The organism is Candidatus Arsenophonus nilaparvatae (genome assembly GCF_045346035.1).
GTDB lineage: Bacteria > Pseudomonadota > Gammaproteobacteria > Enterobacterales > Enterobacteriaceae > Arsenophonus > Arsenophonus nilaparvatae.
The window spans coordinates 2,247,703-2,273,907 of sequence record NZ_CP158507.1 but is presented as its reverse complement, the minus strand read 5'-3'; the positions used below and the strand labels follow the sequence as shown (position 1 = coordinate 2,273,907).

Sequence of the window (26,205 nt, the reverse complement as noted above, 5' to 3'; positions counted from 1 at the left end):
CTGATCTTCATCGGCAATGATTGACTATCTTTTAGAGTTATAAAGTAATCGATAAATTTATGAGTGAAATTATTTATGGTATTCATGCAGTGCAAGCACTGCTGGAGCGCGATCCATCGCGTTTAAAACAAGTTTATGTACTCAAAGGGCGTGAAGATAAACGTTTATTGCCGATTATTCACCAGCTTGAAAAATTGGGCATTATTATCCAGTTAGCTAATCGTCAATGGATGGATAAGCAGACAGAGAACGCTGTTCATCAGGGTATTATTGCTCAGGTAAAACCCGGGCGGCAATATCAAGAGAGTGATTTAGATATTATTATTTCTCAGACAAAATCCCCCTTTTTGCTTATATTAGATGGTATTACCGATCCACATAACTTAGGTGCTTGTTTACGTAGTGCAGAGGCTGCGGGTATTGATGCGGTTATTGTACCAAAGGATAAATCTGCTCAACTTAATGCCATCGCTAAGAAAGTTGCCTGTGGTGCAGCTGAGAGTATGCCATTAATTCGGGTTACCAATCTTGCGCGGACACTACGTCAATTGCAGCAGCAGCATATCTGGATTGTTGGCACTGCAGGTGACGCTAATCATACATTATATGAGAGTAAGTTAACCGGAGCAGTTGCATTGGTGATGGGTGCGGAAGGTGAAGGTATGCGTCGTTTAACAAGGGAACATTGTGATGAACTGATTAGTATTCCAATGGCCGGTATGGTTTCGTCTTTAAATGTCTCTGTTGCGACCGGCGTTTGTTTATTCGAAGCAGTACGTCAAAGGCACAGTTATTGAGAAAAAAGTAAGAACATTGATAATCTTGGCAAGATTACTTAACCCAATTCGATGGTAATAAGTGATGATTTAATCTATTGCTTGAGTTTTAACTAAAGGATAGGTATAGTTACGCGTCGATTTTTCAGCCGCACTTAAATAAGTTCCTTGCCTCCATGGGATGCGGCTGACCCTGACAGGAGGCTGATTAATCCGTAAGGAGCAAAACTCATGCGTCATTACGAAATCGTTTTTATGGTTCATCCGGACCAAAGCGAGCAAGTTGCAGGTATGATTGAGCGTTATAGTAGTTCTATCACCGAAGCGCAAGGTCAAATCCATCGCTTGGAAGACTGGGGTCGCCGTCAATTGGCTTATCCAATCAATAAATTGCACAAAGCACACTATGTTCTGATGAACGTTGAAGCGCCGCAAGAAGTGATTGATGAGTTAGAAACAAACTTCCGCTTCAATGATGCCGTTGTCCGCAGCATGATTATGCGTGTTAAGCATGCGGTTACTGAAGCTTCTCCAATGGTTAAAGCCAAAGACGATCGTCGCAGTCGTGATTTGGTTGATGAAGACCTGGAAGGAATTGAGGTTGCTGAGGATTCTGAAGAGTAAATTTGGTTGTGAATACTAATCGATTGGTGCTGTCAGGCAAAATCTGTAATGCGCCGATAAGAAAAGTCAGTCCAGCTGGGGTTCCTCACTGCCAGTTTGTGCTCGAACATCGTTCACAGCAGCAAGAAGCCGGTTTTAATCGGCAAGTATGGTGTAGAATAACCATCATCGCCAGCGGACAAAAATTACAACAGTTTACTCACAGTATAACGGTCGGTAGTTGGATCACAGTTATCGGTTTTATTAGTAGCCATCAGGGCGCTAATGGCTTGAATAACTTGGTACTTCACGCCGAGCAGATTGAATTGATAGATTCTGGAGACTAGCCAAATGGCACGTTATTTCCGTCGTCGTAAGTTCTGCCGTTTCACAGCGGAAGGCGTTCAAGAGATTGATTATAAAGATATTGCAACGCTAAAAAACTATATCACTGAAAGTGGTAAAATTGTACCAAGTCGTATCACTGGTACTCGTGCAAAGTACCAGCGTCAGCTCGCTCGTGCTATCAAGCGCGCGCGTTACCTGTCTCTGTTGCCATATACTGATCGTCATCAGTAATTGGTACGGTCCATTAACGACTTAAAGAGGATAAGGTAATGCAAATTATTCTGCTGGATAAAGTAGCAAACCTGGGTAGCCTGGGTGACAAAGTTGATGTTAAAGCGGGTTATGCTCGTAACTATTTAGTTCCGCTGGGAAAAGCTGTTCCTGCAACTAAAAAGAATGTTGAATTTTTTGAAGCACGCCGTGCCGAATTAGAAGCTAAATTAGCCGATGTTCTGGCTGTTGCGGAATGGCGCGCTGAAAAAATTAATTCATTAGTAACAGTAACCATCGCCTCTAAAGCTGGTGATGAAGGTAAACTGTTTGGTTCGATCGGGACTCGTGATATTGCTCAGGCGGTCACTGCTGCCGGTGTTGAGGTTATGAAAAGCGAAGTTCGCTTACCAAATGGTGTATTGCGTACTGTTGGTGAACATGAAGTTAATTTCCAAGTGCATAGTGATGTATTTGCAAAACTGAATGTGAATATTATTGCTGAATAATTGCTTTCTGATTATTATGCACAAACAAAAACACCAGCTGATGCTGGTGTTTTTGTTCCGATTTCTATCAGCTAAATCATTGTTGCTATTAATCAATCGTACAAAGTCAATTGTTTTACTTTTTTATCTCTGCCGAGTGTTAGAGGAATTTTTGGCTGGTAGTCGATAATTTTAATTCATGAAATTGTCACTGTTCATATATTATCATTTATAGATATTATATTTAGGAATAAAATTTATTTTTCAAACTGAAATCTCACCTTTAGGTTTTTAGTATTATAAAATTAATGAATTGATATAAAATTAGAATATTATTTTTAACTAGATTTATTTTATATGGTTATTTACCCATTTATTTGAGACTGTTATTCTTTATTATTATTTATAATTTAATAAATAGGAGCTGTTATGACAGATCAGGCATTTGATTCAATTGAAACTCAGGCAAGTTATGGCATTGGTCTTCAAGTTGGTCAACAGCTTTTAGAATCAGGCTTGGAAGGCATTCAGCCAGAAGCTTTACTTGCAGGTTTATGTGATGCATTACATAGTAAAACGCCGGTAGTTCCTGTTGAAGCTTTGCATAGAGCATTACGAGAGATCCATGAACGCGCGGATGCTCAGCGGCGTGAATTTCAGCAAGCTGCGGCGGTGGAAGGACAAAATTTTTTGGACAACAATCAGCAACGAGAGGAAGTCAATACTACGGAATCAGGATTACAATTTAGTATATTAAAACAAGGTGAAGGCCCGGTCCCGGCTAAAGCAGATCGGGTTCGTGTTCATTATACTGGTCGATTAATCGATGGTACGATTTTTGATAGTTCAAAAGATCGAGGGCAACCAGCAGAATTTCCTGTTAATGGTGTGATTGCTGGCTGGATTGAGGCGTTAACATTGATGCCTACAGGATCAAAGTGGGAACTTTATATTCCGCATAATTTAGCCTATGGTGAACGTGGTGCTGGTGCCGCTATTCCACCTTTTAGCACGTTAATATTCGAAGTTGAATTACTAGGAATTATATAATTAAGTTTTACTTGTCATCGAGTTAGTTGGTGTATTAATAAGATAATTCGATAAATAATCTATGCCGTTTTCCGAGATATATTATGCTTGAGCAAATATGTGATTTGGCGAAAGAAGCAGGTAGCGCAATTATGACTATCTATGAAAGTGCACAACAACTTGCTGTTAAGCACAAAAAAGATAGCTCACCGGTGACTGAAGCCGATCTTATTGCTCACCAAATTATTAAAACTGGATTGACAAGTATAACGCCACATATTCCGCTACTCTCTGAAGAAGATCCACCGGCTTGGCAAGAGCGCTGTCATTGGGAAAGCTATTGGTTAGTGGATCCACTCGATGGAACTAAAGAGTTTATTCATAGAAATGGTGAATTTACCGTTAATATTGCTTTAATTCAGTCGGGTTCTCCTGTTATGGGGATTATTTATGCGCCAGCAAAAAATGTGCTTTATGCTAGTGAGCAAGGGGCGGCATGGAAAATAGTGGATGGAGTAAAACAATCACTTCATGTTGCTAATGGGCATCCCCCGCTAATTGTTATTAGCCGTTCTTATCAAGATAAAGAATTGGCTGATTATTTGGCACAAATGGGGCAGCATGAAGTTATGGTGATGGGTTCTTCACTAAAATTTTGCCTTATTGCTGAAGGCAAAGCACAGCTTTATCCGCGATTTGGTCCCACTCATATTTGGGATACTGCCGCAGGACATGCGATCGCCCAAGCGGCAGGTGCTAAAGTGACGGATTGGAATGGTAGAACATTAGACTATTCCCCCAGAGAATCATTTATTAATCCGGGATTTAGAGTGTCAATATTCTGATGGTTTAATTAATTATTTTTTTAATTGTGTTTCAATCAATTTAATAACGTTATTTGTCTCTTCAGATGTTAGAGCACCATCTTTAGCAAATAATACGTCACCCTTTTTATTTAATACGATGATGGTAGAACTCTTGGGTTTTAGCTGCCAGGTTTTTTTAACTACACCATTATTATCCACAATAATTTGAGAAAACGGGAATTCTCGCTTACTGTCTTCAATACTACTGCGAACAAAAAAACCGGTTCCTAGAATTGTATCATCAGTATTTATTATTGTTGTTGTCTGATATTTTTTCTGATCAAAGTTCTTTTGTTTAATTGCCTCTATTAATGGCTCATTGAGCTCTTTAGCGGAAAGGCGCCCGGCAATATGCAGGATCGTTCTTGTTTTGCCAACAAGTTCCTTGCTGCGCCAATCTTGATAAATAAGTTTACCCTTTTCGTTTAACAAAAGTTCACCTCGATCGATGACAGTTACGGCAGGCACCGGCTTATTAATTTGTAAGGTGGCAGTTAATGCAGAAAAAGGGTGAGTTAATAAAATTACTATTGGTATGATCTTTTTTAACATAGTACTCCTCGTTAATCTTTTCTAAACTGGTTATTGATGATTATCCTCGTTTATTAGCATAGTCAATCTTAAATATAATGTCTTTGTTATAGAGAGCTGCTTTAGCACATACAGCAAAAGTTGTTAAGGCTTCAAATGAAAAATATTGTAATGATTATTCAAAACTATTTAACCCGTTATCATGTTATGTAAAATCGTTAAATCTTATTGGAAAAGGAGAACTAAAGCTTGTAACCAGAGTCTATGATTATAAAATGTGTCATGAATCACATTTTTGTGACTTCAAGATCAACAAAGGGGAGGAAAAAGTTGAATGAAGATTTTTCACCGTTATAACCCACTGAAGATTGCGCGTTACGTTAAGATATTATTTCGTGGCCGATTGTATATTAAAGATATGGGAGTATTTGAATTTGACAAAGGAAAGATATTACCCCCTAGAATTAAAGATAAGCGGCATTTCAACATAATGAATGAAATCAATAAAGAAGTCCTTATCCTCCAGACAGAAATAGGTTAACTCATCTGATAAGTTGTGCGCCACATCCTCAGTGGCGCAAATAAAATATAAACTAATCATGACCTAACAATTTTAATCCATAAGTTTTACGACAGATCGGATTAGCAAAAAGTGTTTTACTATACTTCGCTTTACTCGCTTCATGTTAAATTTAATGCTTACCAACCACATTTCATTTTGTGGCTGGCGTTTAATAATTTGGTCTTGGATCTGTCAACAGCGATGTTTTGATTAGTATAAAGATTATAACTTTAAACAAAATTAAATTTATGTGTGCGTTTTTGTTAAAAAATTGAAGTAGTATATATACTTTATCAGCTTATCAACACTTGTTGATGGAACATATCAATCTCAAAGAAGAGAAAGGTTTTCTCCTATGCAAAAAACTGTTTTAGCACTACTTATTAGTCTGTCTGCTCTGACAGTCTCCTCCTTTGCTGTTGCCAAAGACGTTATTTACGGTGAACAAAAAATCATACTGTCTGATTCTATTTCTCCGGGTAATGATTTTTATCAATATGTTAATCAAGATTGGATAGCTCATACAAAAATCCCAGCTGGAATGTCACGTATTAATTCCTTTGTTGAGTTATATCTCAAAACAGAAAAACAGCTGCAAGCACTGATAAATAAACTTGAAGTTCAACCGGAAAGTGAGCTTAATCATAATCAACGCAATATTCGTAATCTTTATCGCAGTTATTTAAATGAAACGGTAGTTGAAAAAACAGGTTTAACGCCGGTACAAAATGCCCTGAATGCTATCAAGCAGGCAAAAACTCACGCTGATATTACTAATTTGATGGCAAAACCAGGTTATATGCCATTTATTTCCTATTGGGTTGGATTGGATGCAAAAGTACCTGATACCTATGTTCTTTATCTGGGACAAGGTGGTTTAGGCTTACCAAATAGAAATTACTATCTGGATAACACTAAACAGATGGAGACTATCCGTCACGATTACGTCGCTTATATTGCCACTATTTTACATTTAGCGGGAGAAGGCGAAAAAGAAGCACAGTTAAAGGCTAAGCAGATTTTTGCGTTAGAAAAATCGTTAGCAAAAGTTCATTGGACACCAGAAGCTGAACGTGACACGTTGAAAAATTATCATCCGATGACACTTAGCCAATTGAAAAAGTTTACGCCAGATTATCAATGGCAGGGGTTTATTCAACAATGGAAACTTTCAGATGAACAGTTGGCGAAAGTTATTGTAGAAAATGACAGTGCAGTTGAACAGCTGGCAAAAATATTGGCTAATACCCCACTATCTACCCTACAAGACTACTTAGTTTTCCATTATCTGAGTAGTAAAGCCAATTACTTGAATCAAGCGTTTTCTGATGCTCGATTTAATTTTTATTCAACTCGATTAAATGGTATTAAACAGCAGCGTTCACGTAAAGAACGGGCATTAGAAGTCGTGAATAAACTACAATGGGAGCCGTTGGGGCAGCTTTATGTTGCAACATATTTTGATCCTGATGCTAAAAATAAGATCCAAAATCTGGTGAGTTATGTTAAAGGAACGTTTAAAACACGTTTGCAAAATAATGACTGGATGGATAAACGGACTTGCCAAGAAGCACTCAAAAAACTTAACCAATTTACGGTTAAAATTGGTTACCCTGAAAAATGGCATGATTTTAGTACGTTGCATTTGCAACCAGATACATTATTCGACAATTATCTGCAAGTACAAAACTGGCTCTATCAAGATAATATGAGCCGGATCGGTGAAAAAGTTAGAAAGTGGGAATGGGGGATGACGCCACAAACAATTAACGCTTACTATAATCCAGTTCAGAATGAAATTGTTTTCCCGGCGGCTATTTTGCAAGCGCCATTCTTTGATCAAAATGCTGATCCTGCTTATAACTATGGTGCCATTGGTGCGGTGATCGGGCATGAGATGGGACATGGTTTTGACGATCAAGGCCGTCTTTATGACGGAACAGGGCAATTAAGAAACTGGTGGTCAACGGCTTCACAGCAGCATTTTAAAGAAAAAACCGCCAAACTTATTAAGCAGTATAATGGGTTTAAAATTGATGGTTTAGCTGTTAACGGTAAACTTACCCTAGGTGAAAATATTGGTGATCTCGGTGGATTAAATATTGCCCTCAATGCTTATAAGCAATTTTCTAAAGAACATTATCCGAATGGTGAACCGCCGATTATCGATGGAATGACGGGATTACAACGCTTCTTTATAGCCTGGGCGAGAACTTGGCGCGAGTTAGCTAATAAAGAGTCAGAGCGTAATAAGATTATGGCTGATCCCCATAGTCCGAACCCCTATCGCGCCAACGGTGTGGTACGCAATATGGATGATTGGTATGCAGCATTTAATGTAGAAAAAGAGCATAAGCTTTATCTGGCACCTAAAGATCGAATCCATATCTGGTAGACTTCAATATCAGGCTCTATAGCGTAGAGCCTGATAAACTTGCTGCTTTCGGGTAATAACGTTAGAAACACTTCATTTGTATAATCGCAAACATAAACGATATGTGATATTCAACAATGAGGTGAATTAATAATGGATAAATCAATCACCGTTGCTTGTGTACAGGCAGCTCCTGTATTTATGGATTTGGAAGGAACTATTGATAAAACTATCGATTTAATAAAAGAAGCGGCCAGTAGAGGGGCGGAATTGATCGCTTTTCCGGAAAATTGGCTACTTGGTTTCTTTGGTTGGACTCACCTGCCGCATTAACTCCATTGGTTTATCAATATTATCAAAATTCTTTAGTATTAGGCAGTGAACAGGCAAAGCGTATCGCTTCGGTTGCTAAAGAGAATAATATTTGGTTGCTATTGGGCTTGAGTGAAAGAGATCATGGTACGCTTTATATGGCTCAATGGCTCATCAGTAATACGGGGGAAACGCTCGGTGTGCGGCGAAAACTTAAACCGAGTCATGTTGAGCGCACTCTATTTGGTGAAAGTGATGGTTCATCGCTAAAAACGTTTACCACTGAATTAGGTGTGATTGGGGCATTGTGTTGTTGGGAACACATACAACCGTTAACGCGTTATGTTATGTATGCTCAGCATGAGCAAATTCATATTGCGTCTTGGCCTAGTTTTAGCCTTTATCGCGATATAACAGCTGCTTTGAGCCCTGAAGTCAATATCGCGCTTTCACGATCCTATGCAGTAGAAGGGCAATGTTTTGTTATTGCACCGTGTGCCATTGTGTCAGAGCAGATAATTGAACAGTTATGTACAGATAAAACTAAACGAAATTTGTTAAAAGCAGGTGGCGGCTATGCACGTATATTTGGTCCAGATGGCAGTGAGCTAACAACCCCCTTGTCAGAAAATGAGGAAGGATTACTGTTAGCAACGCTTGACCCTGCTTCAATTACCTTCGCCAAAGCGATCGCTGATCCGGTCGGGCATTATTCACGTCCAGACGTAACTAGCTTATTATTTAATCCTGCGGCTAATCGCCCGTTATCGATTAAAGCCGCTTCTTTTATTGAACTAATAGATACAAAACAGATTGTATTGCCAGGGAGTGAAGAAGTTCAGGCGAATTAGAATATTCTGACTGTTAATTGAACAAATGTAGTGATCAATTCTAATATATCCACTTGACTGTATTTATCTGTTTTAACGGTGAGATAGTGACTAAAATTTGTGGTTAGGTGGTAATTATTTTTTCAGTCTATCTTCTATTTATATGCCTTTCTAAACTTTTTCATGGTTAAGAAAATGTTTTGCATTTCGTTTTTTTGCAAGAAAGTTGCTATTTTTTAATAAGGTATTTCGTGCATAAATTTTGGCTTGACGATATAAAAATAAACAGACCGATAGCCTTATCAGTTAAAAATGTTTTAGCGTGCTATTCAATAGCCATTATTGGGGCTTAAATGGACAAAGAAAGATTGCATTATTTATTATTAATGTCTTGTATATCTTGTTTAATTTAACCAAAATGAGTGAGTTTTTTATCGTTATAAAGTCTATTTTCCATTAGGAGTTGGCGTGCCAAGATATTCTTTGCTTTGTTTTCTTTGTATGTCGATGGTAGTGTCAGTTGCCAATGGTGCCAATCTTCGTTTAAAAGTTGAAGGCTTGACAGGAGAACTTGAAAAAAACGTTCGTATTCAGCTCTCAAATATCACTCAGGATGAAATTGCCCCAGATGGCCGTTTCCAGGTCAGAGTTGATAAAGCAATTCGTTTAGGGTTAAGACCGTTAGGTTATTATGAACCCACCATTGAATTCTCTTATCAGGAATTTCAGCCTCCTTCTCGACCCGTTTTGACAGCTAAAGTTGATCCTGGAAAACCTGTTCATGTTCAAAATGTTAGTATAACGTTAAATGGGGCGGCTAAATATGATAAAGATTATGCGGAAATGATAGCTCGCAATACGCCACCAAAAGGAATTATTCTTAATCATGGCGATTATGAAGATTTAAAACAGGGATTTAGTCGGCTGGCGGTGCGTAAAGGTTATTTTGATGCAGAAATGGAGAAAAGTCAGTTAGGGGTCTCATTGGCTCACAGGGCTTCTTACTGGATATTTGATTTCAATAGTGGCGAGCGTTATCGCTTCGGTGCCATCAAATATGAAGGCTCTCAAATTCGCGAAGATTATCTAAATAATATTGTTCCCTTTAAACGGGGAGACTATTATGCCTCTGAACAATTGGCTGAATTCAATCAACGGTTAGTCAATACTGGTTGGTTCAATTCCGCAATTGTGACTCCTGATATTACTAAAGCTCGTGAAAAAGGCACGCATATTCTGCCAATGGACGCAGTATTAACGCCACGTGCGCGTAATCATGTTGAATTAGGTGGTGGTTATTCGACCGATGTAGGTCCCCGAGTCAAAGCTACTTGGAATAAACCCTGGATTAATTCTAGAGGACAAAGTTTTACTTCCAGCCTTAGTCTTTCGCAACCTGAACAAATTATTGATGCCAGCTATAAAATTCCGCTAAAAAAGAGTCCATTAGAACAATATTATGCCGTTCAGGCGGGCTTTAAACGTACTGACCTAAATGATACTCAGTCTGATACCACAACGCTGAATTTATTAAGGAATTGGGATTATTATAAAGGTTGGCAATATGGCGTTAATTTGCGCTGGAGTCTTAGCCATTTTACCCAGGCAAATATAACCAATACTACTATGCTTCTGTATCCTGGAGCCAGCCTTAGCCGGATGCGACAGCGAGGTGGTGCTATGCCCTATTGGGGGGATAGCCAGCGATATACTATTGATATTTCTAATACTACTTGGGGTTCAGATATCGATTTTGTGGTATTACAAGCACAAAATGTTTGGATAAGAACACCCTGGAAAGGGCATCGTTTTGTGGTAAGAGGCCATCTTGGTTGGATAGAAACTAATCGATTTGACAAAGTCCCACCTGATCTGCGTTTTTTTGCTGGTGGTGATCGCAGTATTAGAGGTTATGGTTATCAAAAAATTTCACCCACCAATAGCCAAGGAAAATTAACCGGTGCTTCAAAATTAGCCGTTGGCTCACTGGAATATCAATATAATGTGACAGGTAACTGGTGGGGCGCAATATTTGTTGATGGTGGTGAGGCGGTAAATGATTTTAGTAAAGATGATTTTAAAGTTGGCGCTGGCGTTGGTATTCGCTGGGTTTCACCGGTTGGGCCTATTAAACTGGATATTGCTGCGCCGGTCGGTGATCCTGATTATAGCAAAGTACAATTTTATATTGGGTTAGGTGCTGAGCTATGAAATGGGTAAAACGCATTAGCCTGGTCTTATTGTTTTTGTTACTAATATTATTAACGATGATTGGTTGGATAGTTACCACCCAATCAGGCTTACATTTTGCCCTTAATACAGCAGTGCGTTGGTTGCCTGGATTAGAAATTGCGACCATTTCCGGTGGCTGGAGTGATTTAAATTTGCAGGGAGTTCGTTATCGAACCAAGGGTATTAATGTTGATGTTGATAAGTTTAATCTTTCACTCGAAGTTGACTGTTTAAAACGTTTTCAATTGTGTGTTAATAATATTTCAACTGACGGCGTCGATGTTAAGATTGATAGCAAAGCCTTTGCATCTACCGAAGAGCCAGCCAACTCAACTCCATTGACTAAATTGTCAACGCCCTATCCTATTTTGTTAAATCAGTTAACACTAAAAAATATTAATATTCAGCTCGATAACAGCCAGATTTCGCTGGCTGAATTAACCATGGCGGCTGATTGGCAAGCTAACCTGTTAACAATTAAACCAACGACAATTAATGGATTAGTGGTTAATTTGCCAAAAACTTTAGTGGAAGAAAATAAAGCGACAGCAAAAGCAGTAATAAAAACCAGCGATCAGGTAGCCGATAAATCACCCGCGGAAACATTAAAAGCATTATTTGCTGAGCCTTTATTAGCTAACTTACCTGAAGTCGTTTTACCTATCGATATTAATATCGAGCAGATCAGAGGAGTAAGCTGGCATTTAAGTGGTGATACTAAGGTGGCAATTGATAATTTGACATTAATGGCGAGCGTACAAAATCAGCAGATAGCTATCAAACAATTTGTTGTTGTGATGCCTGAAGGCAAGATCACTATTACCGGTGATGCTAATTTGGCTCAGCAGTGGCCGGTCAATATTGCTGTTCAAGCTGAATCCTATCTTAACGATCTTAAAGGGCAACAAGTTGATTTAAAACTGGAGGGGGCTTTATTACAACAACTTAAATTAATGTTAAGTTTAACGGGTCCCATCAAGGCTAATTTGGTCGCTGAAGCAGCCTTATCACAGGCAGGATTGCCAATTCAATTAACCTTAGAGAGTCAGCAACTTAATTGGCCACTACAAGGTGAGCCAGAATATCGTTTAAAAGATCTACGTTTACGTTTAAATGGTATGGTGACAGGTTATGATCTCTCATTCCGAACTGATATTAATGGACGGGATTTGCCACCGACGTTGTTAACGCTTGATGCTAAAGGGAATGAACAACAGTTTCGGTTAACGCGTTTGCGATTGAATGCGTTGCAGGGAAAAACAGAATTAACCGGTATTATCGATTGGAGTAAAGCGATAAGTTGGAATGGATTATTAACTTTATCCGATATTAATACTGCAAAACAGTGGCCACAACGGCCAGCTAAATTGCAGGGTAAAATCGTCACGACTGGCAGTTTACATGGTGGTAGCTGGCAATTAAAAATTCCTGAAATTACCCTTGATGGTAATGTAAAAGGTCATTTATTACGCACACGTGGACAGATAAGTGGCAATGCCGCAGGTCAATGGAACATTCCCGTTTTCAATATCTTACTCGGACGCAACAAATTAGATATTAATGGACATCTGAGTGATAGCTGGCAACTAGATGGGATAATTGATGCGCCAGCTCTCGATGGTGTATTACCTGGTTTAGCCGGAGTAATAAAAGGACAATTAAAATTACGAGGTGATTTAAAGTCACCTCAATTACTGGTTGATATCGCAGCTCATAGCGTTAAATGGCAAGATAGCTTAGCTATTGATAAAGCAACTATTCAAGGTGATATTCGTTCTGATAAACAGATCCATGGCCAACTAACTGCTGCTGTTCAGCAGTTGAAACAGGCAGATTTAGTTGTTCATAATTTCACCTTGGATGCTAAAGGTAATGAGCAGCAGCATAGTGTTAACATCAATATCGATGGAAAACCCATTTCAGGTCACTTAACCCTGAAAGGCAGTTTTGATCGACAGAAAGCGCTATGGCAAGGTGTGTTAGATAATACGCTATTTAACACCCCGATCGGTGAATGGCAGTTAAGTCGGGCGGTGTCAATTGAGTATGCCAATCAGCAACAGGAAGTCACAGTTTCGCCTCATTGTTGGCTAAATACTAAAGGGCACTTTTGTTTGTCTAAAATGGCTAAAATTGGTAAATCCGGTAATGCAGATATTCTGCTACAGCAGTTTGATTTAGCACTACTCAAATCCTTTTTGCCAGCGGAAACTCAGCTAACTGGCAGTTTTGATGGTGATGCGAAAGTGAGTTGGTATGCCGATGGGCATTCGCCGCAGGTGAAAGTAAATTTGTTTGGTAATGGCGTCAAAATCAAACAATTGATTGAAGGATCATTGTTACCCGTTGAATTTCAAACGCTAAGCTTGAATGCAGATATGAGTAATGGTAAGGCGGTATTACAGTGGTTAATACAAATTACCAATAATGGCAAATTTTCAGGCAATATACGGATTGACGATCTGGAACAAAGTCGTAGATTATCGGGTAGTATTAATATTAACGATATTTCATTAGCCTTAATTCGTCCAATTTTAAGTAATGGTGAAAGGTTAGATGGCAATTTGAATGCCGATTTAAGGTTATCTGGCAATATGAAGCAGCCGTTATTAAATGGTAATTTGGCGCTTTCTAATGTAGCAGCAAAAGGACACTGGTTTCCATTTGATATCAATCAGGGGTTCCTCAAACTGGATTTTATGGGAACTCGCTCTCAATTGACAGGACGTATTAATACACCTGAAGGTTATTTGAAGTTAGTTGGAGAAGCGGATTGGCGTAATATTAAAGCCTGGCAAGCGAGAATTTCTGCCACAGGTAACAAATTGCGGATAACATTACCGCCAATGGTTCGTATTGACGTGGAGCCGGATATTGTTTTTGAAGCTACGCCTAATTTATTAAGTCTCAATGGCAATGTAAATATTCCTTGGGCACGTATTACGGTACAAAAATTACCAGAATTAGCAGTTGGCGTTTCATCAGATGAGGTGATGTTAGATGCAAATTTACATCCAATTGAGAAAAAAGGTATATCAATTCCGATATTAACTAATCTACAGATTAAAATTGGAAATGATGTTCGTTTGGATGCATTTGGCTTAAAAGCGCGATTAACAGGAATATTGAAAGTTATCCAAGATAAGCAAGGGCTGGGTTTAAATGGCCAGATTGATATTCCTGAAGGTCGATTTCATGCATATGGGCAAGATCTAATTGTGCGAAAAGGACAAATTTTATTTTCCGGCCCCGTTGATCAGCCATTCTTAAATGTAGAAGCGATCCGCAATCCAGATAGTACCAATGATAATGTGATTGCGGGGGTAAGAGTTACAGGCTTGGCTGATAAACCAAAAGCAACGATTTTCTCCGAGCCAGTTAAATCGCAGGAGGAAGCTCTGTCTTACTTACTGAGAGGTGAAGGGTTAAATAGTAGTGGCGCAGATAGTACTCATATGGCTGCTTTGCTGATTAGTCTGGGAGTTTCCAAGAGCGGAAAATTATTGGGAAGTATTGGTGAAACATTTGGTGTTTCCGACTTAGCATTAGATACTCAGGGCGTTGGTGACCAATCTCAAGTTGTCGTGAGTGGTAAAATAACTAATGATTTGCAAGTTAAATATGGCGTAGGGATATTTAATTCTCTTGCTACATTAACACTACGCTATCGTTTAATGCCAAAATTGTATCTAGAAGCTGTGTCTGGCGTGGACCAGGCACTAGATCTGCTTTATCAGTTTGAGTTTTAATTATGCGTATAATTGTTTATGGTAGTTTAAGGCGTAATCAGGGAAATCATCATTGGATGACTTATGCTCAGCTGTTAGGAGAGTATAGGTTGGAAGGTTATGAGATTTATAACTTAGGTTATTACCCTGCAGTAATACGTGGTGAAGGGACGATAGAGTGTGAAGTTTATCGTATTACACCATCCATTTTGACTGAACTTGATGAATTAAAAAGGAACTCTCAGGATTATGTAAGAGAATTGATACCTACACCTTATGGTAATGCATGGATTTATCTTTATAAACTTTCGGTAGATGGTTTACGCCGAATTGAAAGTGGTGATTGGCTAAAGCGTGATGGAAAAAGCAAATAAATTTTTCTAACCAGATCCCATTTATTGCTGATAAAGGGGATCTAATTAAAACTCTATAATGGTTATTTTTTAGCTGCGCGTTCAAAAGAAGAAAGAATTTCAGCTTTTGCCGCATCAACATTTTCCCAACCATCCACTTTTACCCATTTGCCTTGTTCTAAATCTTTATAGTGTTCAAAGAAATGTTTAATTTGAGCGCGTAGTAATTCAGGTAAATCGTTAATATCTTTAATATGATCATATTCTTTAGTTAATTTAGAATGAGGCACCGCAACCAATTTTGCATCTTCACCCGATTCATCGGTCATTTTTAATACCCCGATTGGGCGACAACGAATTACTGCTCCTGGTTGTAGCGGATAAGGTGTTGGAACTAAAACATCAACGGGATCGCCATCCAAGGAGAGAGTATGATTGATATAACCATAATTACAGGGATAAAACATAGCGGTAGACATAAAACGATCGACAAAAATGGCGCCAGATTTTTTATCTACTTCATATTTTATCGGATCTGCATTCGCGGGAATTTCTATAATAACATAGATATCTTCAGGCAGCTCTTTCCCTGCCGGTACATTATTTAGGCTCATAAAAAATGTCCTTTATTTAAAGCTAAAAATTGAGTAGCGGTTATTATAGCCGTAAACGAAACAAAAACTCACTATCACTATAAAAATAAGCTTAACAATAAAGGCCAGATCGTTTGCCTTTATTGCGTATGATAGGATGTTATTCATTAACTGAAAATTCAAGCATAAAGCTTTCGGCTTTTTCTACCATAGATTTTGTTCCAACAAAGAAAGGTACACGTTGATGTAGTTGTTCTGGGACGATATCTAAAATTCGATTAGTACCATCACTTGCTTTACCTCCTGCCTGTTCGGCTAAAAAGGCGATCGGATTGCATTCATATAGCAAGCGTAATTTACCTTTAGGGTGACTTGCCGTACTTGGATAAATATAAATCCCACCTTTTAGTAAATTTCGGTGAAAATCTGCCACCAGAGAGCCAATATAGCGGGTGGTATAAGGGCGAAGCGTTGCGGGATCTTGTTCCTGGCAATATTTTATATATTTTTTTACCCCTAATGGAAATTTACTATAATTTCCTTCATTGATTGAATACATATTGCCTTGTGGTGGAAACATCACTTTTTCGTGAGATAGACAGAAGACGCCCAGAGAAGGATCATAGGTAAAGGCATGCACACCATAACCAGTTGTGTAAACCAGCATGGTTGAAGAACCATAGACAACGTAGCCGGCAGCGACTTGTTGATGGCCCGGTTGTAAAAAATCTGCTTTAGTAACCGATTGGCCAATTGGTGTAATACGGCGGTAAATAGAGAAAATAGTTCCAACGGAAACATTTACATCGATATTTGATGAACCATCTAATGGATCCATTAGCACAACATATTTGGCATTTTCTGCCCGATCACCAGCAAAAATAACGATTTCGTCTTCTTCTTCAGAGGCAATACCAGCAACCTCTCCTCTCGCTTTCAAGGCGGCTTTTAATTTTTCATTAGCGTATAGGTCAAGTTTCATTTGAACTTCGCCTTGAACATTAGAGGCACCACTTGCGCCTAAAATATCCACCAAACCGGCTTTATTAATATCGCGGTGAATGATTTTTGCACCTAATTTAATTGCTGATAATAATGCAGTAAGTTCACCTGTAGCATGAGGAAAATCATGTTGTTTTTCAACGATAAATTCGTCTAATGTTTTCATGACCAAGGTCCTGAGTCTAATTTTATAGAGATTTTGTAAGGAATCGAGTTCCTTGTGTGCGTGCAGTTTAGCCAAATTAGGCCAAGATTAATAGTTGGATTATTTTTATTGATTAAAATAACAATTCATTTCATATTATCGCGCTGCTCAGCGCGATAACTATGGCTTTTACAACTCTTGTTCAAACAAATTCAAGATGGCTTCATAAAGTTGTTCGGTGGAAAATCCCAAAGTTGGGGTAGAAAAAATGGTATCATCGCCGGCGATACTACCTAAAATTCCTTCTGAAGTTCCTAACGAATCTAATAAACGAGCAATGAGCTGTGCAGCGCCAGGACTAGTACGAATAACCACAATTGATTGATTGTAGTTAACATCTAATACCAAATTTTTTAGCGGGCTAGTTGTTGTGGGAACAACCAGTTCAGCAGGTAGGCAATAAACCATTTCCATTTTAGCATTACGGTTACGCACTGCACCAAACTTTGTCAGCATTCTAGAAATTTTTGACTGGTTTATATTTTCAAAGCCTTGCTCTTGAAGTGCTATAACGATCTCACTTTGGGAGCTAAATTTTTCTTCCTTGAGCAAAGCTTTAAAAGCTTTCACGAGATCTTCTTGTTTAGAAGAAACATACATAAATCACCTTTTTCAAGACGTTAAGTAGAGCGATATTATGTATAAAGGTGAATTTTTATGCAACAAGCAGTTCTAGCCTGGTGCTATGAAAATAATAAAAATAGCAATAATAAAAATTATTAGTCAGTTATTTGCCTATTTTGTGGAAATTAGCGATAAATTATTGTTTAAAAATAATGTTATTTGTAAAAAATAGCAACCGTGTCTCCGCATTATGCTGCTACCTAAGCAATATTAAAAAAGTGCCCCTTATCGCATTAGTTGATAAGAATTTTATTTAAAATGAAAGAAAAAAATTTACAAGATTTATTTATTAACAAGAATTAATCGTAATTAATAGACTGTGTTATGAATAACGTATGTAATAGGTTAAAAGTTCTTAAGCCATTTCGACGTGTCATCATATAAAGGAGTATCAGCATGAAATTAGCTATTCTTGGGGCAGCAGGTGGTATCGGCCAAGCACTTGCACTTCTTCTTAAAAACCAGCTTCCATCAGGCTCAGAGCTTTCTCTTTATGATATTGCTCCTGTGACCCCTGGTGTTGCTAAAGATTTAAGCCATATTCCAACAGATGTAAAGGTAATTGGTTTTGCTGGTGAAGATCCGACACCCGCACTTGACGGTGCCGATGTAGTATTAATTTCGGCAGGTGTTGCCAGGAAACCAGGAATGGATCGCTCAGATTTGTTTAATATCAATGCCGGTATCGTTCGTAATCTGATTGAAAAAGTTGCTCAGAACTGCCCTAAGGCGTTAATTGGTATTATTACTAATCCGGTTAATACTACTGTTCCGATAGCAGCAGAAGTATTAAAAAAGGCCGGCGTGTATGATAAAAATCGATTATTTGGGGTAACAACCTTAGATATTATTCGTTCTAATACTTTTGTTGCTGAATTAAAAGGTAAAAAACCTCAAGAAATCGAAGTGAAGGTTATTGGTGGTCATTCTGGCGTAACGATCCTACCGTTACTCTCTCAAATTGCCAATGTTAGCTTTACTGAGCAGGAAGCTGAGGAGCTAACCAAGCGTATTCAAAATGCCGGCACTGAAGTTGTTGAAGCAAAAGCTGGTGGCGGATCAGCGACACTTTCTATGGGCCAAGCCGCTGCACGTTTTGGTTTATCATTAATTGACGCTTTAAATGGTAAAGAAAATATAATCGAGTGTGCATATGTGGAAAGTGATGGTGAATATGCTCGTTTTTTTGCTCAGCCAATACGTTTAGGTAAAAATGGGATTGAAGAAAGATTACCTATTAATATTATGAATAAATTTGAAAAAAATAAATTGGAAAATATGTTAGAGACACTTAATAAAGATATTAAATTAGGCGAAGATTTTATTAATAAATAATATTATTAACTTCATTAAATAATAAACCGCAGATATGAGTCTGCGGTTTTTTTATAATTTATTCGTTATTTTTATTAGTAGGCCGACGAATATTTCGTTCTAATAATTCTCCTGTATTGAAATCGTAATAACGGCTTGGCCATATTTCAGAAGGATGAAGGTTTAAAAAGTTCGCAATTATCCATTCTCCTTTTGGCCAGGGCCGAGATAATGCATTGGCTAGTGTTGAAGAGCTTAAACCTGCTTGTCTTGATATAGCTGCTAATGTTGTTCCGCGTTTTCTTAGCGCTGCAATAATATCCGCAGGATGCCAATCAGATTTCTGTGAAATCATTTTTAATCCTTTTTCTATTAAATATATTGCTGTATTAGTGGTATAAATAACAGATAGTTCTGACATGTATTTCGAACTAGAACTTGTTATTAGAAATAAAATAACATTTTTTTTCTTTAATAGTTTCTTATTTTTTTCTTAAAAATCTCTTTTTTGAACTTGATTACAAAAAATAGAGAAATTTTACAGATATTTTAAGAAATATAGTGAGGCTCTCTTCAATTTATTAGGAGTATAAATAATTAATTCTAGTTATGTTAATTCAGTATAATAGAATGACAAAAATAAAAATCTTTAATTTATATTAATTCCTTAGAATTAATAGTTATAAAATAATTTGTCCGATATTAATAGAAAAAAAATTAGTTAATAATGATAGTGAAAAGGAGAACAATATTTGCAAGAGATAAAAAAAGAAATAATCCTACAATTTTATTCAATGCTTTTTCTATGGTTAGAAAATTGGGAGGATTTTAAAAGAAAAAAATAATCTAAAAGGCCACCATTTTTAACAATTAGATTTGCAGAATTAGGTTATGTATTAATACCAAAAGTGATGCGAGAAAATTATGAAAAAAGAATGGTATACCGCGAAAGAACTCGCTGGATTGGTTGGTTTGCCTTCATCACCACAAGGTATCAACCTAATGGCTCGCAGGGAAGGATGGGAGCAACGTCGAAAACGTGGGGTTCAAGGCAAAGCTGTTGAATATCATGTTAGTAGTCTACCTGAAGATGTATTTAATGTATTATCGCTAAATGATAACTCTATTGATTATCGCGGCAAAGGAAAACGACAAGATGCTTTTTTAATTTGGGTCGAAGCTTATAAACAATTAACAAAAAAAGAGCGTGAAAAGATTATTAAATTTATTTTACGGGAAGGATTGGAAAAGTTAATTGGTTATATCAATTGTTGTGAAGCGATATTGGTGGAAGAAGATAACTCTGGAACAGGATGAGCTGTTCCAGAGAAGTTTTTATTACGAGGGGCGTTGAATGGAAATGCAAGCCAAGCTGATTAGAGCATCTTTATAAGATGTATCAGGTAAGATATCGAGAGCTTTAATTGCTTTATCAGCTTCCTCTCTAGCTCGGCTGCGGGTATATTCAAGAGAGCCACAGCGTTTCATGGTAATTAATATGATACTGAGTAAATGGCGCCCATTACCTTTTTCTATTGAGTTACGAATAAGTGCAGATTCTTCTGCGGTGCCTTTTTTCATTGCATGAAGTAGAGGTAGTGTTAGTTTTCCTTCATCCAAATCATCGCCAATATTTTTGCCAATAGTGGTGCTATCCGCGTCATAATCCAGAAGATCATCAATCAGTTGGAAGGCAGTACCAAGATAACGGCCATAATCTCGTAAGGCTTGCTGTTGGATTTCATTGGCACCTGATACGATCGCTGATGCGTGTGTCGCTGCTTCAAATAGGCGTGCAGTTTTACTATATATTATTTGCATATAGGTACTTTCGGTGATGTCTGGATTATTACAATTGATTAATTGTGAAACCTCACCTTCTGCGATGATATTTGTTGCATCAGACATCAGCTTTAAAACAGGCATAGAATCAAGCTCTGTCATCATTTGAAATGATCGGGTATAAATGAAGTCTCCGACTAATACACTAGCAGCATTACCAAAAACAGCATTTGCTGTTTTTTTACCGCGCCGCAAGGTGGACTCATCAACAACATCATCATGTAGTAGTGTTGCGGTATGAATAAATTCAACCAATGCTGCTACATTAATGTGTTTTTCTCCTTGATATCCTAAAGCCCTTCCAACCAGGATAGCAATCATGGGCCGAATTTTTTTTCCACCACCGCTAATAATATAGTGGCCCAGCTGATTAATGAGATGGACATCTGAATTTAATTGATTCAAGATTGTTTTATTAACCGCTTCCATATCTTTTGCGGTTAGATTGATAATTGATTCTAAATTCATTTTATAAATTCTTTTATCAATTTGATTTTACCTAAACATAATATTTAGTCAAGTGATTTCGTGCTGTTAATCTGCCGCTAATTGTACTGTAAAATTAATTACAAATGAACGGCTACGGAATAAATACACTTCAGAAAGTAGATTTTTTATTATTAGATTGAATTCTAGGCTTGTCTTCTGATGCTTTTTTGCGTAGAATTCGCGCCCTATTGTGAATATTTATAAAATGCACTCTGAAATCAAATATGCTAAGGGAGTGTGTTAAGCGGAGTTTATATGTACGCGGTTTTCCAAAGTGGTGGTAAACAACACCGAGTCAGCGAAGGCCAAACAGTTCGCCTGGAAAAGCTAGACATTGCGACAGGTGAAACTGTTGAGTTCGATCAAGTATTGATGATCGCCGACGGTGATGATATTAAAATCGGTGCTCCTGTCGTTGAAGGCATCAAAGTTAAAGCTGAAGTTATTGCGCATGGTCGCGGTGAGAAAATTAAAATTGTTAAATTTCGTCGCCGTAAACATAGCCGTAAACAACAGGGCCACCGTCAGTGGTTTACTGATGTTAAGATCACTGGTATTGCTTAAGAATTAGGAGAGCAGATTAATGGCACATAAAAAGGCTGGCGGCTCAACGCGTAATGGTCGCGATTCCGAAGCAAAACGCTTAGGTGTAAAACGTTTTGGTGGTGAATCTGTGTTGGCAGGTAGCATTATTGTTCGTCAGCGTGGTACGAAATTCCATGCTGGTAGTAATGTTGGTTGTGGTCGCGATCATACCCTATTTGCATTGGCTGACGGAAAAGTTAAATTTGAAATTAAAGGACCAAAAAATCGTAAATATATCAGTATCGAAGCTGAATAAGTTTTTTTGATCTTTAAATAGCGTTTAAAAAAGCCCTGCAATTTTGCGGGGCTTTTTATATTACCTTATGTGATACCATCTCTGGGTAAAACTACCATCTAGCGTATAATGTCTAGTATGCGGAGAAAAGATAATGAAATTTGTTGATGAAGCCAAAATATTAGTTACAGCTGGCGATGGTGGCAATGGCTGCGTTAGCTTCCGCCGTGAAAAATATATCCCTAAGGGCGGGCCTGATGGTGGAGATGGTGGAGATGGTGGAGATGTTTATCTGTTGGCTGATGAAAATCTTAATACGTTGATCGATTATCGATTTGAAACAATCTTCCAGGCTGAGCGGGGACAGAATGGTCAAAGTCGTGATTGTACTGGCAAACGTGGTCAAGATAAGACCATTAAAGTCCCGGTTGGCACGCGAATACGTGATTTTTTAACCAGAGAAATCGTTGGTGATATGACGCGTCACGGGCAACGTTTAATGGTTGCGAAAGGTGGATTTCATGGTTTAGGTAATACCCGATTTAAATCATCAGTCAACCGTGCTCCCCGTCAAAAAACGATGGGAACGAAAGGTGAAACAAGAGAATTGCTACTTGAATTGATGTTATTGGCTGATGTAGGCATGCTAGGTATGCCGAATGCTGGTAAATCGACTTTCATTCGCTCAGTCTCGGCGGCAAAACCCAAAGTTGCTGATTATCCATTTACTACTTTGGTGCCGAGTTTGGGCGTAGTACGCATGGATAGTGAGCAAAGCTTTGTTATTGCTGATATCCCTGGCTTAATTGAGGGAGCGGCAGAAGGAACAGGTCTTGGCATTCGTTTCTTAAAGCATTTGGAACGTTGCACGATACTTCTGCATCTTATTGATATTTGTCCTATTGATGGTTCTGATCCGGCTCAAAATGCCAAAATAATTGATGCGGAACTGGAAAAATATAGTGAGAAATTAGCACAAAAACCGCGGTGGTTAGTTTTTAACAAAGTTGATCTTTTGACCCCGGAAGAGGCTAATGACCGTATAAAAGCCATTGTTGAAGCATTAGGATGGCAAGATAAGTATTATCAGATTTCTGCGGTAAATCAGCTAGGTGTTAAAACACTTTGTTGGGATATTATGACGTTTATCCAAGCCCATCCTCAAAATATATCGGTAGATAGTGCAGGATCCGATAAAGCTGAATTTATGTGGGATGATTATCACAAAGAACAACTACTTGATAATGAAACGGATCTGGATGATGACGATTGGAATGAAGACGATGAACAGGGAATCGACTTCATTTATAAGCGTTAATTAATGCGAATTATTTTTTAGCGGGTATCGAGTAGATACCCGTTTTTCTATTAGTAATTACGATAAAGATCTTTATAGAGATGGCTTTCAAAACGGACAAGCGGAATACGGCGACTATTATATTGCGCTGGTGGCAAGCTATAAGCTGAAATAAACTGCACGAAAGCGATACGCTGACCACTTTGCGCGGTAATGAAGCCGACGAGATTATATACTCCCTGCAAAGCACCGGTTTTAGCTGAGACCTTACCATTAACGCCTGCATTGTCTAAGCCACCACGATAACGTAAAGTGCCATCATGACCAGCTAATGGTAACATAGCAATAAAGTTCAGTTGACTATCATGTTTAGCAATATATTGCAAAATAGACATCATAGCTGTTGGTGTAATTAAATTGTGACGAGATAGTCCTGAACCATCTACCATAATCGTATTGGCTAAGTTAATATTGGCTTTCTGTTTTAAAATCTGGCGGATAGCATCGGAGCCAGAAGACCAAGTACCCGGGACACCATAATATTCACGGCCTATGGTTCTAAAGATCGCATCAGCTATCATATTATCAGATTTTTTTAACATTATTGTCAGCAAATGATGTAGCGGTTTAGATTTTGTCGTGGCCAGGATATTTCCTGCTATGGTAGGCAAGTGACGTTGTTTAATGTGCCCGGTAAGCGTGATTTTGGCATCTATCAGGTTAGTTTTTATAATAGCTCCTGCATAGCTTGCGCCGTTTTGAACGGCAAATGCTAATGGTAGCGGTTCAGCGCGTTGAGTTAAGCAACCCGTTAATATATAACGGTTTAGTTCTCCTGGTATAACGTCTAATGCGCAATAACGTGCATCAGTTGAACCTTTTGCTAGCGTAATAACTTGACTGAACATATTAATAGGGTAAAAAGAGGCAGTATGGACATGTGCGATATCGCCAGGTTTCTGACCACTATGTAAAGTGGCTGAAAAACAGTTTTTATCGATAATAGCGGCGCTTGGTGGAGCACTAAAACATTGTGTCATATCATTCCATACCCACCCTGGAGCCTTATCTTGGCCAGCGAAGGCTGATATATCGATGATTAAATCGCCGTCAACTTGTTCAATACCAAGTTGCTTTAATTCAGCTACCATGTTGCGAATTTGTTGGCGCGTTAAGGTTGGATCGCCAGTGAAGCGCACAACCAAATCACCTTTTAAATGATGATTGATAATTTTTCCTTCAGTTTCGAAATGGGTGACAAATTGATAATCGCGACCTAATTGAAGTAATGCAGCTAGTGCGGTAATAATTTTTTGAGTACTTGCAGGTAGTGCCATTTGTTGGCTATGGTAATCGAACAATGGAGTATCACTCCCCACTTTTTGCGCGATAAAAGAGAGATTTGTACCTGCAGGCAGATAATTAATATAGTTTTCAATTGGCGCTGATAGCGCCTGATTGAATATGAAAAGTAGGTTAAATAACCAATATGATCTTCCAATTTTTTTTAAAAAAGCCATAAGTGCTGTATATAAAAGTAGACATAATAGACATACTAAAGTGTAATGCAGAAAAAAGTAAACGGTGACCTAGCATTAAGTGTGCGTTAGAATGGTTAATTAAATGATAGAATAATAAAGTTATAAATTAATAGTTAACAAGGTTTGCCCCCTTTTTTGTTTGCCCAGAATGTTGTTTTGTCAAAAGTGCTAATTTGCTTTAATGACAGAAAAATCAGGAAGATATTTAATTTTTATTTAGGAAAGAATCAGAGGCATTTATTAATGAAACAGATTCCAATGACGGTACGTGGCGCAGACAAGCTGCGTAAAGAGTTAGAATTTTTAAAGAATATTCGCCGTCCTGAAATTATTGCTGCTATTGCAGAAGCACGTGAACATGGTGATTTGAAAGAAAATGCAGAATATCATGCAGCGCGTGAGCAGCAAGGGTTTTGCGAAGGGCGTATCCAAGAAATTGAGGCTAAATTGTCTCATGCGCAAGTTATTGATGTAACAAAAATGAAAAATGAGGGCCGTGTAATATTCGGCGCGACAGTTACCGTATTTAATGTAACCACAAATGAAGATCAGATTTATCGTATTGTGGGTGATGATGAAGCCGACATCAAAGAAAATCTCATTTCTGTTAATTCACCAATTGCTCGAGGCCTGATCGGTAAGACTATGGATGATGTGGCAGTTATCAACACCCCTGGCGGTGAAGTTGAATATGAAATTTTACGAGTGGAATATATTTGATTTTCATTTTATCTTAAAGTGTTATGTTCTTGAGTTAATTCAAAAGTAAAAGAGGCCAAAGCGGCCTTTTTTACCCTGAAGTGGGATGGCATTTTTGTATAAATGTAGAAAACTTATTTAGGTAAAATGATTTTGCGTGCTTCAGAAGGGCGATAGAGTATCAAAATTTTACCAATAATTTGCACATTGATAGCATCGGTTTCTCGAACAATAGCGTTAGCTATCAAATTTTTGCTTTCGCGATCTTCGCTCGCTATCTTGATTTTAATAAGTTCATGATATGACAAAGATTGTTCGATTTCAGCTAAAACACCTTCAGTTAAACCATTGTTACCTATCATTACAACAGGGTTTAGATGATGAGCAAGGCTTTTTAGATATTGTATTTGCTTTTTATTAAGAGTCATTGTTTTTTGCTTTAGTGGGATTGAAAACGGTACATTCTACCGCCATCTTTTAGTTATAACCATAAATTCTATAATTTTGGTATATCGAAAATGGCAGAGATCAGTGTTA

Annotated in this window: 28 protein-coding genes; 20 read left to right on the top strand and 8 right to left on the bottom strand. The window is 38.0% G+C overall.

The window, feature by feature from the left end:
- Window positions 1-59: 59 nt before the first annotated feature.
- The 7 genes from rlmB (at window position 60) to cysQ (ending at window position 4,299) form a co-directional block, all read left to right on the top strand.
- Window positions 60-797 (top strand): 23S rRNA (guanosine(2251)-2'-O)-methyltransferase RlmB, encoded by a 738-nt coding sequence (gene rlmB, locus WH390_RS10735; RefSeq protein WP_032114364.1) that lies wholly within the window; start codon window positions 60-62, stop codon window positions 795-797.
- Between the two features lie 210 nt (window positions 798-1,007).
- Window positions 1,008-1,400 (top strand): 30S ribosomal protein S6, encoded by a 393-nt coding sequence (rpsF, locus tag WH390_RS10730; RefSeq protein WP_032114365.1) that lies wholly within the window; start codon window positions 1,008-1,010, stop codon window positions 1,398-1,400.
- A gap of 8 nt (window positions 1,401-1,408) precedes the next feature.
- Window positions 1,409-1,726, top strand: coding sequence for a primosomal replication protein N (gene priB, locus WH390_RS10725; RefSeq protein WP_032114571.1), 318 nt, complete (start codon window positions 1,409-1,411; stop codon window positions 1,724-1,726).
- Window positions 1,727-1,730: 4 nt separating this feature from the next.
- Window positions 1,731-1,958, top strand: a complete 228-nt coding sequence (gene rpsR / locus WH390_RS10720; protein WP_000135199.1) for a 30S ribosomal protein S18 — start codon at window positions 1,731-1,733, stop codon at window positions 1,956-1,958.
- A 38-nt stretch (window positions 1,959-1,996) separates the two neighbouring features.
- Window positions 1,997-2,446: a 50S ribosomal protein L9 gene (gene rplI, locus WH390_RS10715; protein WP_032114366.1), complete on the top strand. Its 450-nt coding sequence runs from the start codon at window positions 1,997-1,999 to the stop codon at window positions 2,444-2,446.
- Window positions 2,447-2,854: 408 nt separating this feature from the next.
- Window positions 2,855-3,475, top strand: a complete 621-nt coding sequence (locus WH390_RS10710; RefSeq protein ID WP_032114367.1) for an FKBP-type peptidyl-prolyl cis-trans isomerase — start codon at window positions 2,855-2,857, stop codon at window positions 3,473-3,475.
- A gap of 83 nt (window positions 3,476-3,558) precedes the next feature.
- Window positions 3,559-4,299, top strand: a complete 741-nt coding sequence (gene cysQ, locus WH390_RS10705; protein WP_032114368.1) for a 3'(2'),5'-bisphosphate nucleotidase CysQ — start codon at window positions 3,559-3,561, stop codon at window positions 4,297-4,299.
- Between the two features lie 12 nt (window positions 4,300-4,311).
- On the opposite strand, the gene WH390_RS10700 is transcribed toward cysQ, so the two are convergent.
- Entirely contained in the window at window positions 4,312-4,872 is a 561-nt protein-coding gene (locus tag WH390_RS10700; protein WP_032114369.1) for a YtfJ family protein, read from the bottom strand.
- Between the two features lie 313 nt (window positions 4,873-5,185).
- On the opposite strand from WH390_RS10700, the gene WH390_RS10695 reads away from it, so the two are divergent.
- The 7 genes from WH390_RS10695 to WH390_RS10665 all read left to right on the top strand — a co-directional run bounded on the left by WH390_RS10695 (window position 5,186) and on the right by WH390_RS10665 (window position 15,263).
- Complete coding sequence (locus WH390_RS10695) at window positions 5,186-5,392, top strand: DUF1107 domain-containing protein (protein ID WP_026821849.1); 207 nt, start codon at window positions 5,186-5,188, stop codon at window positions 5,390-5,392.
- Between the two features lie 376 nt (window positions 5,393-5,768).
- On the top strand, window positions 5,769-7,808 hold the full coding sequence (locus tag WH390_RS10690; RefSeq protein ID WP_032114370.1) for a M13 family metallopeptidase: 2,040 nt from the start codon (window positions 5,769-5,771) through the stop codon (window positions 7,806-7,808).
- A 132-nt stretch (window positions 7,809-7,940) separates the two neighbouring features.
- Complete coding sequence (locus WH390_RS10685) at window positions 7,941-8,120, top strand: nitrilase-related carbon-nitrogen hydrolase (protein WP_256379481.1); 180 nt, start codon at window positions 7,941-7,943, stop codon at window positions 8,118-8,120.
- On the top strand, window positions 8,099-8,950 hold the full coding sequence (locus WH390_RS10680) for a carbon-nitrogen hydrolase family protein (protein ID WP_406850578.1): 852 nt from the start codon (window positions 8,099-8,101) through the stop codon (window positions 8,948-8,950). Before WH390_RS10685 ends, WH390_RS10680 begins: the two co-directional genes overlap by 22 nt.
- A gap of 447 nt (window positions 8,951-9,397) precedes the next feature.
- Complete coding sequence (locus tag WH390_RS10675) at window positions 9,398-11,140, top strand: autotransporter assembly complex family protein (RefSeq protein WP_032114371.1); 1,743 nt, start codon at window positions 9,398-9,400, stop codon at window positions 11,138-11,140.
- Window positions 11,137-14,910, top strand: a complete 3,774-nt coding sequence (locus WH390_RS10670; RefSeq protein ID WP_032114372.1) for a translocation/assembly module TamB domain-containing protein — start codon at window positions 11,137-11,139, stop codon at window positions 14,908-14,910. The genes WH390_RS10675 and WH390_RS10670 overlap by 4 nt, the downstream gene beginning before the upstream one ends.
- Before the next feature lie 2 nt (window positions 14,911-14,912).
- Entirely contained in the window at window positions 14,913-15,263 is a 351-nt protein-coding gene (locus WH390_RS10665; protein WP_032114373.1) for a gamma-glutamylcyclotransferase, read from the top strand.
- A 62-nt stretch (window positions 15,264-15,325) separates the two neighbouring features.
- On the opposite strand, the gene ppa is transcribed toward WH390_RS10665, so the two are convergent.
- The 3 genes from ppa to argR all read right to left on the bottom strand — a co-directional run bounded on the left by ppa (window position 15,326) and on the right by argR (window position 17,642).
- The gene (gene ppa, locus WH390_RS10660; protein WP_334471631.1) at window positions 15,326-15,856 is read right to left on the bottom strand and encodes an inorganic diphosphatase; all 531 of its coding nucleotides are present in this window, start codon (window positions 15,854-15,856) and stop codon (window positions 15,326-15,328) included.
- Between the two features lie 139 nt (window positions 15,857-15,995).
- On the bottom strand, window positions 15,996-17,003 hold the full coding sequence (gene fbp, locus WH390_RS10655) for a class 1 fructose-bisphosphatase (RefSeq protein ID WP_032114375.1): 1,008 nt from the start codon (window positions 17,001-17,003) through the stop codon (window positions 15,996-15,998).
- Between the two features lie 168 nt (window positions 17,004-17,171).
- Window positions 17,172-17,642 carry a transcriptional regulator ArgR gene (argR, locus tag WH390_RS10650; protein WP_032114376.1) on the bottom strand — a complete coding sequence of 157 codons (471 nt, stop codon included), beginning with the start codon at window positions 17,640-17,642 and terminating at the stop codon, window positions 17,172-17,174.
- A gap of 420 nt (window positions 17,643-18,062) precedes the next feature.
- Between argR and mdh the strand changes: the two genes are divergently transcribed.
- Window positions 18,063-19,001 carry a malate dehydrogenase gene (mdh, locus tag WH390_RS10645; protein ID WP_032114377.1) on the top strand — a complete coding sequence of 313 codons (939 nt, stop codon included), beginning with the start codon at window positions 18,063-18,065 and terminating at the stop codon, window positions 18,999-19,001.
- Window positions 19,002-19,059: 58 nt separating this feature from the next.
- Here mdh and WH390_RS10640 read toward each other — a convergent pair whose 3' ends face one another.
- Window positions 19,060-19,335: a helix-turn-helix transcriptional regulator gene (locus WH390_RS10640; RefSeq protein WP_032114572.1), complete on the bottom strand. Its 276-nt coding sequence runs from the start codon at window positions 19,333-19,335 to the stop codon at window positions 19,060-19,062.
- A gap of 569 nt (window positions 19,336-19,904) precedes the next feature.
- On the opposite strand from WH390_RS10640, the gene WH390_RS10635 reads away from it, so the two are divergent.
- Window positions 19,905-20,297, top strand: coding sequence for a DNA-binding protein (locus WH390_RS10635; RefSeq protein WP_032114378.1), 393 nt, complete (start codon window positions 19,905-19,907; stop codon window positions 20,295-20,297).
- Window positions 20,298-20,318: 21 nt separating this feature from the next.
- On the opposite strand, the gene ispB is transcribed toward WH390_RS10635, so the two are convergent.
- A complete protein-coding gene (ispB, locus tag WH390_RS10630; protein ID WP_032114379.1) occupies window positions 20,319-21,290 on the bottom strand; it encodes an octaprenyl diphosphate synthase in 972 nt (323 codons plus the stop codon).
- A 276-nt stretch (window positions 21,291-21,566) separates the two neighbouring features.
- On the opposite strand from ispB, the gene rplU reads away from it, so the two are divergent.
- From rplU to cgtA, 3 genes are all read left to right on the top strand, one after another.
- Window positions 21,567-21,875 (top strand): 50S ribosomal protein L21, encoded by a 309-nt coding sequence (rplU, locus tag WH390_RS10625; RefSeq protein WP_026821838.1) that lies wholly within the window; start codon window positions 21,567-21,569, stop codon window positions 21,873-21,875.
- A 19-nt stretch (window positions 21,876-21,894) separates the two neighbouring features.
- The gene (rpmA, locus tag WH390_RS10620; RefSeq protein ID WP_032114380.1) at window positions 21,895-22,152 is read left to right on the top strand and encodes a 50S ribosomal protein L27; all 258 of its coding nucleotides are present in this window, start codon (window positions 21,895-21,897) and stop codon (window positions 22,150-22,152) included.
- A gap of 133 nt (window positions 22,153-22,285) precedes the next feature.
- A complete protein-coding gene (cgtA, locus tag WH390_RS10615; RefSeq protein ID WP_032114381.1) occupies window positions 22,286-23,449 on the top strand; it encodes an Obg family GTPase CgtA in 1,164 nt (387 codons plus the stop codon).
- A 50-nt stretch (window positions 23,450-23,499) separates the two neighbouring features.
- Here cgtA and dacB read toward each other — a convergent pair whose 3' ends face one another.
- Window positions 23,500-24,948, bottom strand: a complete 1,449-nt coding sequence (gene dacB / locus WH390_RS10610; RefSeq protein ID WP_406850577.1) for a serine-type D-Ala-D-Ala carboxypeptidase — start codon at window positions 24,946-24,948, stop codon at window positions 23,500-23,502.
- A gap of 264 nt (window positions 24,949-25,212) precedes the next feature.
- Here dacB and greA point away from each other — a divergent pair, with 264 nt between their 5' ends.
- Window positions 25,213-25,689, top strand: a complete 477-nt coding sequence (gene greA / locus WH390_RS10605) for a transcription elongation factor GreA (RefSeq protein WP_032114383.1) — start codon at window positions 25,213-25,215, stop codon at window positions 25,687-25,689.
- A gap of 113 nt (window positions 25,690-25,802) precedes the next feature.
- Here the strand turns inward: greA and yhbY are convergent, their stop codons facing one another.
- On the bottom strand, window positions 25,803-26,096 hold the full coding sequence (gene yhbY, locus WH390_RS10600) for a ribosome assembly RNA-binding protein YhbY (protein ID WP_032114384.1): 294 nt from the start codon (window positions 26,094-26,096) through the stop codon (window positions 25,803-25,805).
- Window positions 26,097-26,205 lie beyond the last annotated feature (109 nt).